The following is a 16,052-nucleotide window of genomic DNA, read 5'->3' as shown; positions in this document are numbered from 1 at the left end:
GGCGACCAGCGCGCCTGGATACAGGCCTCAGCGCCGCGCGCCGCGCCCAGCCACCTGCTGGCGTTCGACCAGGGCGAGCGCCGCCGTCCGGTCGGCGGGGCTCGCTGCTCCGAAGGCAGCGTCGCAACGCTCGACGATCCAGCCCTCGCGGGTCGCGTCGGCGCCCTCGCGAGCCAGTGCCAGCCACATCAGGCCGAGGATCGGATGGCGCGGGACGCCATCGCCGCCGCGCAGCAGCATGTCGCCGAAAACCGCGCGCGCCGGGGCATGGCCCTTCTCGGCGGCGAGCTTCATCCAGCGCGCCGCCTGGCGCGGATCGCGCTGTGCGCCGGTGCCGTTCAGATAGAGCCGCGCGAGATTGTACTGGCCATCCGAGTCGCCGAAATAGGAGGCGGCATAGTGGAACATGTCGAAGGCGCGGTCGGCATTAGGCTTCACATAGGTGCCCTTGATGCCGTCGAGGAAATAACCGCCGAGCGCGACGAAGGCGCTGGCGACGATGCGCGCATCCGAGGTGCCGGGGATCTGGTCGGCATTCTCATCCGCGATCTTCGAGAAATACTCGAAAGCCTTGAGATCATTGACCGGAACGCCGTCGCCACTGGCATAGACGCGGCCAAGCTTGAACTGCGCGGCGAGATGCCCGCGCGAGGCGGCGAATTCGAGCGCGCGCACTGCGCCGGCCTGGTCGCCGGCCGAGGAATCGCGCATCCAGGCCTTCAGCGCGTCGCGTGCACTGCTGAAGGGTGCGAGCGGCAGGGCGGTGTGGGCGACCGGCCCGCTCGGCGCTGGCGCGATGGCCCGCCCGCCGGCGAGCGGAGACGGCTCGCCGACCGCGCCATCCTCCGGCTCAGGCAGGGCGATGCCGGGGATCGGACGCGGCGGGACCAGCCCGCGCTGCCCGTTCAGCTCCTGCGCCCAGGCGACCGGCTGGCAGCCCAGGACGAACAGGGCTCCGGCTAGGATGGTTTCAGATATCCGCATAGCAATGGGTCTCGGCCGCCCCTCCGGGGTGGGTGACGGCCCCTCCCTTGGCGGAGCCGACGGTCTGCGCGTATTTCCAGAGCGCGCCGGAGTTGTAGTCGGTCCCGCGCGGCTTCCAGGCCTTACGACGCTCCTCAAGTTCGGCATCAGAAAGGCGGACTGCGAGCTTTCCTGTGATGGCGTCGAGCTCGATGATGTCGCCGTCGCGGATCAGGCCGATCGGCCCGCCGACAGCCGCCTCCGGGCCGACATGGCCGACGCAGAAACCGCGCGTCGCGCCCGAGAATCGCCCGTCGGTGATCAGCGCGACCTTGTCGCCCATGCCCTGGCCGTAGAGCGCCGCGGTCGTCGCCAGCATCTCACGCATGCCGGGGCCGCCCTTGGGGCCCTCATAGCGGATCACCAGCACGTCACCGACCTTGTATTCGCGGTTGGCGACGCATTTGAACGCGTCCTCCTCGCAGTCGAAGCAGCGCGCCGGGCCGCTGAAGACCAGGCTCTCGGCCGGCATGCCGGCGATCTTCACGATCGCACCTTCGGGCGCGAGATTGCCGACCAGGCCGACGACTCCGCCATTGTCGGAAAGCGGCTTGTTGGCCGGACGGATCACGTCCTGCTCGTCATTCCATTTCACCGAGGCGAGGTTCTCGGCGATGGTGCGGCCGGTGACCGTCATGCAGTCGCCATGCAGATAGCCGTGGTCGAGCAGGGTCTTCATCAGCAGCGGAATGCCGCCGACCTCGAACATGTCCTTGGCGACATATTTCCCGCCCGGCTTCAGATCGGCGATGTAGGGCGTCCTCTTGAAGATCTCGGCCACGGCGAAGAGATCGAAATCGATGCCGCATTCATGCGCGATCGCCGGCAGATGCAGCGCGCCATTGGTCGAGCCGCCGGAAGCCGCGACGACCATGGCGGCATTTTCGAGCGCCTTGCGGGTGACGATGTCGCGCGGCCGGATGTTCCGGGCGATCAGCTCCATCACCATCTCGCCGGCGGTGTAGCAGAAGGTGTCGCGGACGTCGTAGGGCGCCGGCGCGCCGCAGCTATAGGGCAGCGCCAGGCCGATCGCCTCGGCGACCGTCGCCATGGTGTTGGCGGTGAACTGGGCGCCGCAGGAGCCGGAGGACGGGCAGGCCACCTCCTCCAACTCCTTGAGATCCTCGTCCGACATGGCGCCGACCGAATGCTTGCCGACGGCCTCGAACACGTCCTGGATCGTCACCGGCTTGCCCTTGAAGCTGCCGGGCAGGATCGAGCCGCCATAGATGAAGATCGAGGGCACGTTGAGGCGCACCATCGCCATCATCATGCCCGGCAGCGACTTGTCGCAGCCGGCGAGCCCGACGAGCGCATCATAGCAATGGCCGCGCATGGTGAGCTCGACCGAGTCGGCGATGACCTCGCGCGAGGCCAGCGAGGACTTCATGCCCTGATGGCCCATGGCGATGCCGTCGGTGACCGTGATGGTGCAGAATTCGCGGGGCGTGCCGCTGGCCGAGGCGACGCCCTTCTTGACAGCCTGGGCCTGGCGCATCAGCGCGATGTTGCAGGGCGCGGCCTCGTTCCAGCAGGAGGCGACGCCGACGAAGGGCTGCGCGATCTGCCGCGCGGTCATGCCCATGGCGTAATAATAGGAACGGTGCGGAGCGCGGGCCGGGCCGACGCTGACATGCCGGCTGGGGAGCTTAGACTTATCGAAAACGCGTCCGTCCATCGTACTCTGTCTTCCTGACCGCAAGCCGCGCCTTCTGCGCGACCCGATGTGCCACGCGGCCATCGCGGGACGCAACGCCACCCCCTCCGCCTGCAGGAAGCCTGAAATCCTTTCCGGAAACCCGGAAAATCAATCTCAAATCTTCCATACCGCGACGAATTGGCAGGTTCATTTGCTGGGAGCGCTTTGTGGCGGCATCGCGGCAATTGCCGCGCTCAGCTTTGCCGCCGCTGCAATCCGAACAATTGTTGTAGAAATGTCACGAATTTTAACGACTGGCGCAATGTTTACAGCGCCGTCTTCTTGCATGCACCGAGGCATCCCAGGGCTGGCCACTTTCCCCCGCCGCGGCAGCCCAGCCATGCCGAATCCTCAGTCTAATCTTTAGAATTAATCCAAAATGAAGCCAGTTTAGAATCGGTATAACCCATTGATAAAGCTACATATTTCCTTGACCGCCAGCGGCTGGCGCTCTACCTGCATTGCCGACGCCCGAGGCCATTCGGGCCCGCACCAGGAGTGAAGCATGTCCGTAAAGTCCCGCCTCTATGCCGCAGCGCTGACTTCCTGCCTGCTCGCCGGCCCGGCTTTCGCACAGAGCGTCAACCTCTACACCACGCGCGAGCCGGCCCTGCTCAACCCGGTGATCGAGGCCTTCACCAAGGATACCGGCATCAAGGTCAACGCCGTCTTCCTGAAGGACGGTCTGCAGGAGCGCATCAAGGCCGAGGGCGCCAACAGCCCGGCCGACGTGATGCTGCTGGTGGATGTGGGCCAGATCAACGAAGCCGCTGATGCCGGCATCACCCAGCCGATCCAGTCGGCGCTCGTCGACAAGACCGTGCCGGCCGCGCTGCGCGGCCCCGGCAACAACTGGGTCACGCTGACCCAGCGCGCCCGCATCGTCGTCGCCTCGAAGGACCGGGTGAAGCAGGATGCGATCACCTATGAGGAGCTCGCCGATCCCAAGTGGAAGGGCAAGTTCTGCATCCGTGCCGGCCAGCACCCCTACAACAACGCTTTCTTCGCGGCCTATCTCGCCCGCAACGGCGCCGAGAAGACCGAGGCCTATCTCAAGGCCCTGAAGGCCAATGTCGCCCGCAAGCCCGGCGGCGGCGACCGCGACGTCGCGCGTGACATTCTCTCCGGCCAGTGCGACATCGCCATCATCAACACCTACTATATCGGACTGATGAGCCAGGCGAAGAACGAGCAGAAGGGCTGGTACGAGGCGATCAAGCCGCTGAAGAGCAGCTTCGCCGGCGGCGGCACCCATGTGAACGTCTCGGCGGCGGCGATCGCCAAGAATGCGCCGAACAAGGAGAACGCGGTCAAGCTGGTCGAGTACATGCTCGGCGAGAAGGCCCAGCATCTCTATGCCGACGGCAATTTCGAGTACCCGGTCAATGCCGACGTCAAGGAAGCCGCCTCGGTCAAGCTGCTCGGCGCCCTGACGCCCGACACGACTCCGCTCGGCGACGTCGCCAAGAACCGCAAGGCTGCTTCCGAACTGGTCGACAAGGTCGGCTTCGACAATTGAGCCAGGCTGTCATCAGCCCCGCCAATGGACGGCCGTCACATCTGTGGCGGCCGTCGACGCGTCTTGCCCTGCTCGCCGCGCTCGCCGCGGCTCTGGTCGCTCTGCCGGTTCTCTCGCTCGGCCTCACCGCCCTGTCGCGCGAGGCCCTGGCGGTCTGGCCGCATCTGACCGCCAATGTCCTGCCGGCGGCTCTCGGCGACACCTTGCTGCTGCTCGCCGGCGTCGCCGTCTTTTGCGGCATTGTCGGCGTCGGCACCGCCTGGCTCGTGACCCAGCACGAATTCCCCGGACGGAAGAGCCTGGAATGGCTGCTGGTGCTGCCGCTGGCGATGCCGACCTACATCACCGCCTATGTCTACGTCGAAATTCTCGGCTTCCAGGGCCCGCTGCAGAGCCTCTTCCGGGCGCTGACAGGCTACCGCTCGCTGCGCGACTACTGGTTCCCGGACCCGCGCAACCTCACCGGCGCGATCCTGATCCTCGGCCTCGTGCTCTACCCTTACGTCTATCTCAGCGTCCGGGCGCTGTTCGGCATGCAGAGTGCCGCCATCGTCGAATCGGCACGTACCCTCGGCGCCTCGCGCTGGACGCTGTTCCGGCGCGTCGCCCTGCCCATGGCCCGGCCGGCCCTGGCCGCGGGGCTTACCCTCGCTCTGCTCGAAACCCTCAACGATATCGGTGCCAGCGAATATCTCGGCGTCCGCTCGCTAACGCTCTCGGTCTACACGACCTGGCTCAACCGCTCGTCGCTGCCCGGCGCCGCGCAGATCGCCTGCGTCATGCTGCTCGTCGTCGTCGGGCTGATCCTGGTCGAGATGCAAAGCCGCGGCGCCAGGCGCTTCTCCCTGCCGGTGAAGCGCCTGCGACCGGTCGGCCGCAGCCCATTGCCGCGCGGCGCCGCCTGGGCGGCGAGCGCAGCCTGCGCGCTGCCGGTTCTGCTCGGCGCGATCCTGCCCCTCGCCTTTCTCTTCGGCGAATTCCTGCGGCGCGACCTGATCGCCCAGGCCGATGCGGCGATGTTGCGCTCGCTCGCCAACACGCTCGCGATCTCGGCCGCCGCGACGGCCATCGTCGTCGCCGTCGGGGTCGGCGTCGCCGCCGCGGTCAGGCTCGGGCGCGAGCCCTGGCTTCCGGCTGTCGCCAGGCTGGCCTCGCTCGGCTACGCCCTGCCCGGAACCGTGCTGGCGCTCGGCCTGCTCGTCCCCCTCGCCGCCTTCGACAATCTCGTCGCCGATGCCAGCCGGGCCGTTTTCGGCGCCAGCCCCGGCCTGCTCCTGCTCGGCTCCGGCGCGGCGCTGGTGATCGCCTATCTCGTCCGCTTCCTGTCGATCGCGCTGGCGGGCACGCAGAGCGGGCTCGCCCGCATCTCGCCGCGTATCGACGATGCCGCCCGCTCTCTCGGCGCCGGAAGGCGCGAATTGCTGCGCCGGCTGCACTGGCCGCTGACCCGTCCGGCGATCGCCGCAGCAGCGCTCCTGGTCTTCGTCGACTGCATGAAGGAGCTGCCGATGACGCTGCTCCTGCGGCCGCTCAACTTCGAAACGCTGGCGACCCAGGTCTACGGTCACGCCTCGCGCGGCGTCTTCGAGGATGGCGCGCTGGCGGCGCTCCTGATCGTGCTGATCGGCATCTACCCCGCGATCATGCTGGCGCGCGCCGGCAATGGCGAGAAGCTGGCCGCGGGAAGCTGATTCCGGGCCGGCAACTCGACATTCCCGAGCGGTCGGAATAAACCCGTTGCCGCGCGAGCGCCGTTACGGCCCGTTCGACGCCGATTCGCTTGCGATTATCCCCTCGCACCGTGGCCCGAAACGGCAGCCGCAGTGCAGATCGAGGCCCATGTCACGACGCAACTCCATTCTCGGCCTGGCGGCCGTCGCGATCCTGGTCGCGCTCGGGTTGAAATCCTGGGGACTGGCACAGGCGCTGGTCGAGCGGCATGTCGTCGCGGGTATCGAGAAGCGCGTCGGCCTGAAGGTGACCTCGCTGAAGCGCGCCGAGATCGCCTTTCTGCCGATGCCGCGCGTCAGCCTCTCGGAAGTCAGCTTCGGCGCGGCCGACGGAACCCTGTCCGGGACGGCGCTCAGGCTGCGCGCCCGCGCCCGCCTGCTCTCGCTGGTCGGCGGCCAGCTCGACTTCGACCGCGTCGACCTGATCGGGCCCGAGATCGACATCGCCGTCCCCGGTGAGCCCGAGAATTACGGCAACTGGGTCGCGCCGCCGCTCGCCTATCTCGCCGCCCTCACGGGCGAAACCCGGCTCGTGATCAGCTCCGGCAGCCTGATGGCGCGCTCGGGGAACACGATCCTGACCACCTTGCGCGACGTCAACCTCGTCATCGAGGAACGCGAGGAAGCCGAGCCCATCGCCTTCGCCGGCAGCTTCACCTGGCGCGGCGAGCCCACCAAGGTCAATCTGCTCTGGCCGGTGACGGGCGAGCGCTCGCGGATCGCCCTGGCGGTCTCCTCCAATCTGCTGGGCTTCCGCCTCAACGGCGCGCGTTCCGCCGCGCAGGGCGTCACGACCGGCCAGGTCGAGTTCACCAGCCGCTCGCTGCCCGATGCACTCGCCTGGATCGGCCCGCGCCCCCGTATCGCCACCCTGGTCCGGCAGGTGGAACTCACCGCCGAAGCGCAGCTCGCCGGCGACAACATCTCGCTCAGCAATGTCATCGCCAAGCTCGATGGCGACCAGCTCGAGGGCGCGCTGAAGATTGACGGCGGCGGCGCGCGCCGGGTGCTGTCGGGAACGCTGGCCGGTGCCGATTTCGATCTCGCGCGCCTGTTCCGCCAGGGCGGCTATCAGAAGCCGCCCGGAACCGGCGAGCCAGGCGAGACCCCGCTCGAATTCGACAGCTGGACGGCCCATGACGTCGACCTGCGCGTCTCGCTCGATGCTGCCCGGCTCGGCTCGGCCCGGCTCGGCGAGCTCGCCGCGCAGCTCATGGTCCGCAAGGGGCGCTTCGAGGCTGCCATCCTGCGTGCCTCCGCCTATGGCGGCGTCGCGCGTGCCAAGCTGCTGGCGACCGCGGTTCCGTCAGGCGCCGAGGTCAAGCTCCAGGCCGGACTCGACCGCGTCAATCTCGGCCAGGCCGGCGCCGATCTGCCCGAACTGCTCGGCGGCCTGACCGGCTTCGCCACCGGCCAGATCGCGCTCGACGGCACCGGCGACAGCCTCGAGCAGGTCGTCGGCTCCCTGACCGGCCGTGCCAATGCGAGCCTGCGCCAGGGCGAGTTCAAGGGAGTCGCCTTCGCCGAGCTGTTGCGCCGCAGCGAAAAGCCTCCGGCCGCACGCGAATGGCGCCATGGCAAGACCAGCTTCGAGACCGCCCAGTTCGCAGCCCTGGCGAACCGCGGCGTCCTGACCCTGACCGAGGGACAGATGGCCGGCCCGGGTTTCACCCTGTCGCTCAGCGGCAGCGCCGATCTCGGGCGGCGCTGGTTGGAACTCACCGGCCTGCTGAGCGCGGCCAACGGCTCGGCCCGCACGCCGCTCGAGATTCGCGGCCCGTTCAACGACGCGGTGTTCACGCCGACTTTCGAGGCCGCGTTCCACCCGACGAGCTCGATCTCCCCTCTGGGGCGCTGACGCCGCCCGAAAGCGCCACCACCACCCCGCCGCAAGGTGGGGTATCGCAGCAGCGAGAGCCCGTCCTCCCGTTTTCTGAATTCCGCCCTTTCCGCACCGCTGCGCGGCAACCGCCGAACGGCCCGCAGGCAACCCAAAAAGAAATCGCCCCGCATCGACGGATGCGGGGCGATCCCGGACTTGTCGCGATTTTGGCCCGGTCGTGCCGGTTCAGGCTTCGGCGCCGGGCTCCCCGCCCTCAGCCACGCCGGTGTCACCGGCTTCGCCCTCGCCTTCGCTCTCGCCGCTGTCACCGATACGCTCGACCGAGACCACCTTCTCGCCTTCGGCGGTGTTGAAGATGGTGACGCCCTGCGTCGAGCGGCCGGCGATGCGGATCGGCTTGTCGCCTTCCACCGGCATGCGGATGGTCTGGCCGCCATCGGAGATCAGCATGATCTCGTCGCGATCCTCGACCGGGAAGGAGCCGACCAACCGGCCATTGCGCTCGTTCACCACCATGGCGACGATGCCCTTGCCGCCGCGCCCGGTGACCCGATACTCGAAGGACGAGGAGCGCTTGCCGTAGCCGTTTTCCGAAACGGTCAGGATGAACTGCTCGGAAGCGCCCATCTCGGCATATTTCTCCTGGCCGAGCTCGATATCGCCGGCCGCTTCCTCGGCCTCGGCCGCAGGCACCGCCGCCTCCTCGCCATCGCCGGTCACGGCACGCCGCGCCGCCGAAGCGAGCTTGAGATAAGCGGCGCGCTCATCGGCGGTCGCATCGAGATGGTGCAGGATCGCGAGCGAAATCACCTCGTCGCCCTTGGCGAGGTTGATGCCGCGCACGCCGGTCGAGTCGCGGCCCTTGAAGACCCGCACCTCCGGCACCGCGAAGCGGATGCACTGGCCTTCCGCCGTCGTCAGCAGCACGTCGTCATGCTCGGAGCAGATCTGCACGTCGACGATGGCGTCGCCCTCGTCGAGCTTCATCGCGATCTTGCCGTTGCGATTGACCTGGACGAAGTCGGAGAGCTTGTTGCGGCGGACATTGCCGGTCTTCGTCGCGAACATCACGTCGAGACGGCTCCAGCTCTCCTCGTCCTCCGGCAGCGGCATCACCGTGGTGATGCGCTCGTCCTTGTCCAGCGGCAGCATGTTGTTGAGGAACTTGCCGCGCGCATTCGGCGCCGAGAGCGGCAGGCGCCAGACCTTCTCCTTATAGGCCTGGCCCAGCGAGGAGAAGAAGATGATCGGCGTATGCGTGTCGGCAACGAACAGGCGGGTGACGAAATCCTCCTCGCGCGTCGCCATGCCCGAGCGGCCCTTACCGCCGCGCTTCTGCGCCCGATAGGTCGAGAGCGGCACGCGCTTGATGTAGCCGGCATGGCTGACGGTGACGACCATGTCCTCGCGGGCGATCAGGTCCTCGTCGTCGAGATCCGAGCCCCAGTCCATGATCTCGGTCCGGCGCGGCGTGGCGAAGGCGGCCTTCACCTCGGAGAGCTCGGTCTTGATGATCTCCTGGATGCGCTGGCGCGAGCGCAGGATGTCGAGATAGTCGGCGATCTCCTTGGCGAGCTTTTCGAGCTCGTCGCCGATCTCGTCGCGGCCGAGGGCGGTCAGGCGGGCGAGGCGCAGCTCGAGGATCGCCTTGGCCTGCGCGTCGGAGAGCCGGTAGGTGCCATCCGGATTCATCGGATGGCGCGGATCGTCGACCAGCGCGATCAGCGGCGCGATGTCGTCGGCCGGCCAGTCGCGCGCCATCAACGCCTCATGCGCCGCCGACGGCGTCGGCGCCGTGCGGATCAGGCGGATGACCTCGTCGATATTGGCGACGGCGGTGGCGAGACCGCAGAGCACATGGGCGCGCTCGCGCGCCTTGTTGAGCAGATAGCGCGTGCGCCGCGAGACGACCTCTTCGCGGAACTCGACGAAGGCGGAGATGAAGTCGCGGAGGTTCAGCACCTCCGGCCGCCCGCCATTCAGCGCCACCATGTTGGCGCCGAACGAGGTCTGCAGCGGCGTGAAGCGATAGAGCTGGTTCAGCACCACATCGGCGACGGCGTCGCGCTTGATTTCGATGACGACGCGCACGCCCTCGCGGCTCGACTCGTCGCGCAGATCGGAGATGCCCTCGATCCGCTTCTCACGGACGAGATCGGCGATCTTCTCGACCATCGAGGCTTTGTTCACCTGATAGGGAACCTCGGTGACGACGATCGCCTCGCGCTCCTTGCGCAGCTCCTCGATATGCGTCTTCGAGCGCATCACGATCGAGCCGCGGCCGGTGTGATAGGCCGAATGGATGCCGCTGCGGCCCATGATCGAGGCGCCGGTCGGGAAATCCGGGCCGGGCACGATCTCGATCAGCTCATCGATCGTGATCTCGGGATTGTCGATCAGCGCGATGCAGGCGTCGATGACCTCGCCGAGATTATGCGGCGGGATGTTTGTCGCCATGCCGACCGCGATGCCGCCGGCGCCGTTGACCAGGAGGTTCGGATAGCGCGCCGGCAGGACCGTCGGCTCATGTTCCTTGCCGTCATAGTTCGGCTGGAAGTTGACCGTGTCGAGGTCGAGATCCTCGAGCAGCGGCATCGCCGCCTTGTCGAGCCTCGCCTCGGTGTAGCGATCGGCCGCCGGGCTGTCGCCGTCCATCGAGCCGAAATTGCCCTGGCCGTCGATCAGCGGCAGGCGCAGCGAGAAGTCCTGCGCCATGCGCACCAGCGCGTCATAGACCGCGAGGTTGCCGTGCGGATGGTATTTACCCATCGTGTCGCCGACGATACGGGCGCATTTGGTGTAGGGCCGCTCGGGCAGGTTCTTGTTCTCGTGCATCGAGAACAGGATGCGCCGGTGCACCGGCTTCAGGCCGTCGCGGACATCGGGCAGAGCGCGGCTCACGATCACGCTCATCGCGTAATCGAGATAGCTCTTCTTCATCTCGTCGGTGATCGCGATCGGCTTGATCTCGCCGCCGAACTGCGGGCCGTCGTCGCGCTTGTCGTCGTTGTCTTCGCTCAAGGGAAAAGCCCCGATTCAACCCAGTTTTTCAGCTTTCTGGCTACCCGATTCCACGCTTCGAGGCCAGCGAAACACGATTCGATCGGGTGAAAATAAGCCTCTGATCTTTCAGTGCTTTACGCGCCATTCTTGAATCGGTTCGGCAACCGGACCGCAATCTCGCCATGTTTCGCGCGTGACGCCGGCGTTGCGCCAGGCGTAAGCTCCGCGCATGTTCCTCGAATATCTCACTTCCGCCCTGGTCACGCTGCTGGTCACGCTCGATCCGCCGGGGCTCGCGCCGATCTTTCTGTCGCTGACGCGCGGCATGACCAATGACGAGCGCCGCCAGGTCGCGGTGCGCGCCTGCCTGATCGCCTTCGGCATCCTGGCCTTCTTCGGGCTGGTCGGCGACATCGTGTTGAAGGCGCTCGGCGTCTCGCTGCCGGCCTTCCGCATCGCTGGCGGGCTGCTGCTGTTCTGGATCTCCTTCGAGATGGTGTTCGAGCGCCGCAACGAGCGCAAGCAGGCGACGGCCGAGACCGCGATCACCCAGGACCATATCCGCAATGTCGCCGCCTTCCCGCTGGCGATCCCGCTGATGGCAGGCCCTGGCGCCCTCACCGCGGTCATGCTGCTCGCAGGCCGCGCCGGCGGCGACATCGCGATGCTCACCTCCCTCGCCGTGATCTGCGGGCTCGTCATCCTCTCCTGCCTCGCCACCTTCCTGCTGGCCGTGCCGATCGCGCGCCTGCTCGGGGTCACCGGCAATGTCGTGCTGACGCGCCTGCTCGGCGTCATCCTCGCAGCGCTGGCGGTGCAGTTCGTCATCGACGGCATGCGCGCGGTGATCAGGGCCGGCTGAGGCAGGATCGGCCGGGGCGCCTGACGCTCTGACCGGCTCAGCCGCGGATTTGGGCGGCTCGCAGCGGATCGATGCGGGCGCGCGCCGGCCTATTTCTCCAGAAAGGCCTTCACTGCCCCTTCGGCCTGCTTCATCGAGATCACCCCGTCGAGATGGCCGCGGCTGCCGTTGATCGTGACGTGGGTTACGTCGCGCCCGGCCTTTTTCGCTTCGGAGACGCTGCGCTGGATCATTTCGTCGGGGAAGACCAGGTCCTTCGGCTGGCTGACGATCAGCAGCGGCGCCCTGATCCGGCTCATCCCATCCGCAAGCGACTTGCCGCCGGCCGCATAGAGCTGGTTCGCCTTGACCAGATAGAGGAAATGGTTGGCGTCCGAGACTTTTGCACGCGCCTCGCCGGCATTGTCGAGCACGCTCTGGACCTGGAACTTGTTGCCGAACGCCTTGGCCGGATCCTCGCCCTCCTTGGCCGGGCGGCGGCCGAAGGTGCCATTGGTCCAGTCGCCGTGATTGGCTTGCAGGGTGACGACGGTCAGAGCCTTGGCGAGGCCGGCATTGGGCGGCGTCTTGCCGTAGTAGTCGCCCTTGTTCCAGTTCGGATCGACCAGGATCGGAGCCGCCCAGACGTCGAGCCAGGCGATCAGCTGGGCATCGGCCTCGGCCGCGCCGATCACCGCCATCGCCTTGCCGACCATGTCGGGATGGCTCGCGGCCCATTCATAGGTCTGCAGCGCGCCCATCGAGGGGCCGGCGACCATGACCAGCTTCCTGATCCCGAGACTCTCGACCAGGGCCTTCTGGACATTGACGAAATCGCCGATGGTCACGACCGGGAAGTCGAGCGCGTAGGGCTTGCCGGTATCGGGATCGATCGAGGCCGGGCCGGTGGTCGTGGTCTTCGGATCGCCGGTGTTGAGATTGACCAGCGTGTCGGAGGCGATGACGAAATATTTGTCGGTATCGATCGCCTTGCCCGGGCCGATGATCGCGTCCCAATAGCCGGGCGCCGCATCCGAGGCCGCATATTTGCCGGCGGCGTGCGAATTCCCCGAGAAGAAATGGCAGATCAGGATCGCGTTCGATTTGTCGGCGTTGAGCGTGCCATAGCTCTCCCAGCCGACCTTGACGTTCTTCAGCGTGCGCCCGCCCTGCGTGGTGAAGCTCGGCAGGTCGAAGACCTTCTTCTCGACCAGCAATTCCTGAGCGTCCACCATTCCCGTGACCATCATCCCGACGACACCCAGCACGCCCGCGATCCAGCCCTTCATGCCGCGCTCCCTTGCTCCGGCCGGCTTCTCGGCCATGAAGCGGATCAGAGCGGATTTGGCCGGCTAACGGAAGGGGGCTTGCCCCCCGTCATGCTCGCCCCTGTGGCGAGCATCCACGTCTTGAACAGCGCATTGCAGGAAGGAAGACGTGGATGGTCGGGACAAGCCCGACCATGACGCGGAGTGCTATAGCGTCTCGAGCAGCCCCTTGATCAGCGCCCGGCGCGGAGCGATCGACGGGATCAGCCCGTATTCCTGCAGGGTGTGAGCGCCGTCGCCATCGATGCCGAGCCCGTCCAGCGTCGGGACGCCGAGCGCCGCGGTGAAATTGCCGTCCGAACCACCACCGGTCATCGGGCAGTCCTGCAGGTCGAAGCCGTTTGCGGCAGCGATCGCCCGTGCCTTCTCGAAGAGCGCGCTGACCTCGGCGCTCTTCTCATAGGGCGGGCGGTTCATGCCGCCGCTGACCGTGACCTTCACATCTGGGTCATGCGGCTTGAGGCCGAGGATGCGCTGTTCCATCAGCGCACCGTCGGCGACGGTGGTGACGCGGCAATCGACGCTGAACCAGGCATGCTGCGGCACGACATTCGCCGCGGTGCCGCCGCCGACCAGCGCGACCGTGGTGGTGATGCCGCGCGAATAGTCGGTCATGCCTTCGACGTCGAGGATCTGATGCGCCGCCTCGCGGATCGCGTTGCGGCCATCGGCATGGCGCGAGCCCGAATGGGCCGGGCGCCCCTCGATCTTCACCTCGAAGCGGCCGACGCCCTTGCGCGCTGTGACGATCTTGCCGCCCTCGCGTGCCGGCTCGGTGACCAGAACCGCCATCGACCGGCGCCCGATATCCTCGATCAGCCCGCGCGTCGTCGGCGAACCGATCTCCTCGTCCGGGGTGAACAGGAAGACCATCGGCCGGCGGGCAGCGCCGCCCTTGGCGGCGTCCTTGAAGGCCTGAAGCGCCAGCCAGGCACCGCCCTTCATATCGTAGACGCCAGGGCCGTAGAGTCGGTCGCCCTCGACCCGGACCGGCAGGTCCTTGGCGCTGGTGCCGACCGGGTGGACCGTGTCGAGATGCGACATCAGCGCGACCGCCTTCTCGCCATTGTCGACGCCGGCGCGCAGCACCAGGCTGTCGCCGAGCCCGTCACGGCCGGGAATGCGCTCGACGGCGATCGGCAGGCCTTCGACCTCCCTGGCGACGAGGTCCATCATGCCGTTGACGCCGGGCACGTGATGGGTGGGGCTCTCCAGCGCGACCCAGACGGAGAGCGCGGGAACGGCGGGATCGTGAATGGTCATGACGGCTTGGTTTCGCAGGACAGCGTGGCGATACCGAGGAGATTGGCCATTTCGCCGGCTTTGTCCATCGCCGCTGGCGGGCAGCGGCCCTGCGGTCCGCGGGCAGGCGCGCTCAGCTCAGCTAACGCAGCCCGGCCGGCGTCTCGATCTGCGCATGATAGCGCAGCCTTGGCCCCAGGATCAGCGCGGGAGCGCCTTCGACCACCAACTCGCGATAGAGCGCGGCGATCGGACCCAGCTCCGGATGCGCGAGGCAGAAGCCGCGCAAGCGTGCCCCGAGATCGGCGATCGCCGCCATCGAGCGCAGCTTGCCGCGCCTGTCGATCACGGAATGCACCGCCCCGTCGAGCGGCAGCACACCGTCGTCGGGAATGGCGAAATCGAAGGCCGGGCCGTTCGCCGGAAGCGCGACCTTGCGGCCGAAGACGCCGCCGCGGCCTGCGAGCACGGTATCGATCGCATCGGTCCGTGCCACCCAGCCGCGCAGGCGTCGCCCCTCCTCCCAGTCGGCCCTCATCTGCCTTTGATCGTCGAGGCCGAACCAGCGCGCCCGGCCGGGCGCCTCACCCTCGGGATCCAGCGCCACGATCTCCAGATAAACGCCGTCGCCAAGCTGAAGCAGGTGATTATGCGTGCCCATGTAGCGATGGTGCTGGCCGAAGGGGACATCGAGATCGAGACAGGCGCGGACATGCGCGACGCCCTCGGCGAGCGTCGGTGCGATCACGGTGAGATGGTCCAGTCTCAGCATGCCTCGCTTCTCGCCCCTGCTCGCGCCTCATCTCGCAGCATACGAAAAGAGGCGCCTCCTGCGAGACGCCTCCCTGAACCACAGAGCGACAACGCCGCCCCCAAACAGCGAGAAACTAGAACGGGATGTCGTCGTCGAGATGGCTCGACGAGCGCGAGGAGCCGCCGCCCGAACCGCCGCCGGACATCGCCGGCTGGCGCGAGCCGCCGCCGCTGCCGCCCATCGGGCTCTGGCGGCCGAAGGAGCCGCCGCCGGAGGAGCGATCCTCGAAGGAACCGCCGCCGCCCTCGCCATATTCATCCGAGCCGCCCTGGCCGCGGCTGTCGAGAATGGTGAGTTCGCCGCGGAAGCGCTGCAGCACGATCTCGGTCGTGTACTTCTCGACGCCCTGCTGGTCCTGCCATTTGCGGGTCTGCAGCTGGCCCTCGATGTAAACCTTCGAGCCCTTCTTCAGATATTGCTCGGCGACCTTGGCGAGGTTCTCGTTGAAGATCACCACCGAATGCCACTCGGTGCGCTCCTTGCGCTCACCCGACTGCTTGTCGCGCCAGGTTTCCGAGGTGGCGATGCGCAGATTGACGACCGGCTCGCCACTTCCGAGGCGCCGCACCTCGGGGTCGCGCCCGAGATTGCCGACCAGAATGACCTTGTTGACGCTACCAGCCATGACAGGCTCCGTTTTCCTGCGCACTTCATCACGAACCGGCCGATCGACCGGAAGCGGACCCTAGCGATCCATCATCGCTTTATCAATGATGTTCCTGTTTTGTTCAAGCATAAAATCCCGAGTTGTCCCCGGAGATTCGCAACCGGTCCGTCCGTTCCCCAGGCCTGAAATCCGCCGCGGCATCGGCGCCCGCATCGGCTTGGGCACGGCAGGGTCCTGTGGCATCGGACCAAAAAGTGGAAGCCACTTTTCGGAAAACTCCGATGCGATAACAATGAGATAGATCGCCGCGCGTCCATTCGGACGCGCGACGATCTGGCGCGCTTCAGCCCGGAGATTTAGAGTTCATCGGCAATCCTCGGTCCGGCGATCATTCGGAGTTCAG

General features: G+C 67.1%; 11 protein-coding genes. 4 read left to right on the top strand and 7 right to left on the bottom strand.

Annotated elements, in window-relative coordinates; translation table 11 throughout:
* Positions 1-27 precede the first annotated feature (27 nt).
* Complete coding sequence (locus tag AC3RCC_RS14140; RefSeq protein WP_291637891.1) at positions 28-984, bottom strand: tetratricopeptide repeat protein; 957 nt, start codon at positions 982-984, stop codon at positions 28-30.
* Positions 971-2,701 carry a dihydroxy-acid dehydratase gene (gene ilvD / locus AC3RCC_RS14135; protein WP_492255661.1) on the bottom strand — a complete coding sequence of 577 codons (1,731 nt, stop codon included), beginning with the start codon at positions 2,699-2,701 and terminating at the stop codon, positions 971-973. The genes AC3RCC_RS14140 and ilvD overlap by 14 nt, the downstream gene beginning before the upstream one ends.
* Before the next feature lie 526 nt (positions 2,702-3,227).
* Between ilvD and AC3RCC_RS14130 the strand changes: the two genes are divergently transcribed.
* The 3 genes from AC3RCC_RS14130 to AC3RCC_RS14120 all read left to right on the top strand — a co-directional run bounded on the left by AC3RCC_RS14130 (position 3,228) and on the right by AC3RCC_RS14120 (position 7,829).
* Positions 3,228-4,241, top strand: coding sequence for an extracellular solute-binding protein (locus AC3RCC_RS14130; RefSeq protein WP_291637886.1), 1,014 nt, complete (start codon positions 3,228-3,230; stop codon positions 4,239-4,241).
* The gene (locus tag AC3RCC_RS14125; RefSeq protein WP_492255660.1) at positions 4,238-5,932 is read left to right on the top strand and encodes an ABC transporter permease; all 1,695 of its coding nucleotides are present in this window, start codon (positions 4,238-4,240) and stop codon (positions 5,930-5,932) included. Before AC3RCC_RS14130 ends, AC3RCC_RS14125 begins: the two co-directional genes overlap by 4 nt.
* Positions 5,933-6,080: 148 nt before the next feature.
* Positions 6,081-7,829: an AsmA family protein gene (locus AC3RCC_RS14120; protein WP_291637882.1), complete on the top strand. Its 1,749-nt coding sequence runs from the start codon at positions 6,081-6,083 to the stop codon at positions 7,827-7,829.
* Between the two features lie 210 nt (positions 7,830-8,039).
* Here the strand turns inward: AC3RCC_RS14120 and gyrA are convergent, their stop codons facing one another.
* Positions 8,040-10,835, bottom strand: a complete 2,796-nt coding sequence (gene gyrA / locus AC3RCC_RS14115; protein ID WP_291637880.1) for a DNA gyrase subunit A — start codon at positions 10,833-10,835, stop codon at positions 8,040-8,042.
* Between the two features lie 211 nt (positions 10,836-11,046).
* Here gyrA and AC3RCC_RS14110 point away from each other — a divergent pair, with 211 nt between their 5' ends.
* Positions 11,047-11,679: a MarC family protein gene (locus tag AC3RCC_RS14110; RefSeq protein WP_291637878.1), complete on the top strand. Its 633-nt coding sequence runs from the start codon at positions 11,047-11,049 to the stop codon at positions 11,677-11,679.
* 89 nt (positions 11,680-11,768) lie between these two features.
* Here AC3RCC_RS14110 and AC3RCC_RS14105 read toward each other — a convergent pair whose 3' ends face one another.
* The 4 genes from AC3RCC_RS14105 to ssb form a co-directional block, all read right to left on the bottom strand.
* A complete protein-coding gene (locus AC3RCC_RS14105) occupies positions 11,769-12,983 on the bottom strand; it encodes an E22 family MetX-like putative esterase (RefSeq protein WP_492255659.1) in 1,215 nt (404 codons plus the stop codon).
* A gap of 150 nt (positions 12,984-13,133) precedes the next feature.
* Positions 13,134-14,249: a M20 family metallopeptidase gene (locus AC3RCC_RS14100; RefSeq protein ID WP_492255658.1), complete on the bottom strand. Its 1,116-nt coding sequence runs from the start codon at positions 14,247-14,249 to the stop codon at positions 13,134-13,136.
* Positions 14,250-14,370: 121 nt separating this feature from the next.
* Complete coding sequence (locus AC3RCC_RS14095; RefSeq protein ID WP_492255657.1) at positions 14,371-15,000, bottom strand: VOC family protein; 630 nt, start codon at positions 14,998-15,000, stop codon at positions 14,371-14,373.
* 115 nt (positions 15,001-15,115) lie between these two features.
* A complete protein-coding gene (gene ssb / locus AC3RCC_RS14090; RefSeq protein WP_291649786.1) occupies positions 15,116-15,667 on the bottom strand; it encodes a single-stranded DNA-binding protein in 552 nt (183 codons plus the stop codon).
* Positions 15,668-16,052 lie beyond the last annotated feature (385 nt).

This window comes from Allobosea sp. GW823-FHT01F03 (assembly GCF_058798075.1).
Note: the sequence above shows the minus strand (reverse complement) of the source record. Positions and strands in the feature narration are given on the sequence as shown.

Excerpts from the sequence above, each read along its gene's own strand:
- AC3RCC_RS14140 (WP_291637891.1), bottom strand. The coding sequence starts at position 984 with ATGCGGATATCTGAAACCATCCTAGCCGGAGCCCTGTTCGTCCTGGGC.
- ssb (WP_291649786.1), bottom strand. The coding sequence starts at position 15,667 with ATGGCTGGTAGCGTCAACAAGGTCATTCTGGTCGGCAATCTCGGGCGC.
- ilvD (WP_492255661.1), bottom strand. The coding sequence starts at position 2,701 with ATGGACGGACGCGTTTTCGATAAGTCTAAGCTCCCCAGCCGGCATGTC.
- AC3RCC_RS14105 (WP_492255659.1), bottom strand. The coding sequence starts at position 12,983 with ATGGCCGAGAAGCCGGCCGGAGCAAGGGAGCGCGGCATGAAGGGCTGG.
- AC3RCC_RS14095 (WP_492255657.1), bottom strand. The coding sequence starts at position 15,000 with ATGCTGAGACTGGACCATCTCACCGTGATCGCACCGACGCTCGCCGAG.
- AC3RCC_RS14110 (WP_291637878.1), top strand. The coding sequence starts at position 11,047 with ATGTTCCTCGAATATCTCACTTCCGCCCTGGTCACGCTGCTGGTCACG.
- AC3RCC_RS14130 (WP_291637886.1), top strand. The coding sequence starts at position 3,228 with ATGTCCGTAAAGTCCCGCCTCTATGCCGCAGCGCTGACTTCCTGCCTG.
- AC3RCC_RS14120 (WP_291637882.1), top strand. The coding sequence starts at position 6,081 with ATGTCACGACGCAACTCCATTCTCGGCCTGGCGGCCGTCGCGATCCTG.
- AC3RCC_RS14100 (WP_492255658.1), bottom strand. The coding sequence starts at position 14,249 with ATGACCATTCACGATCCCGCCGTTCCCGCGCTCTCCGTCTGGGTCGCG.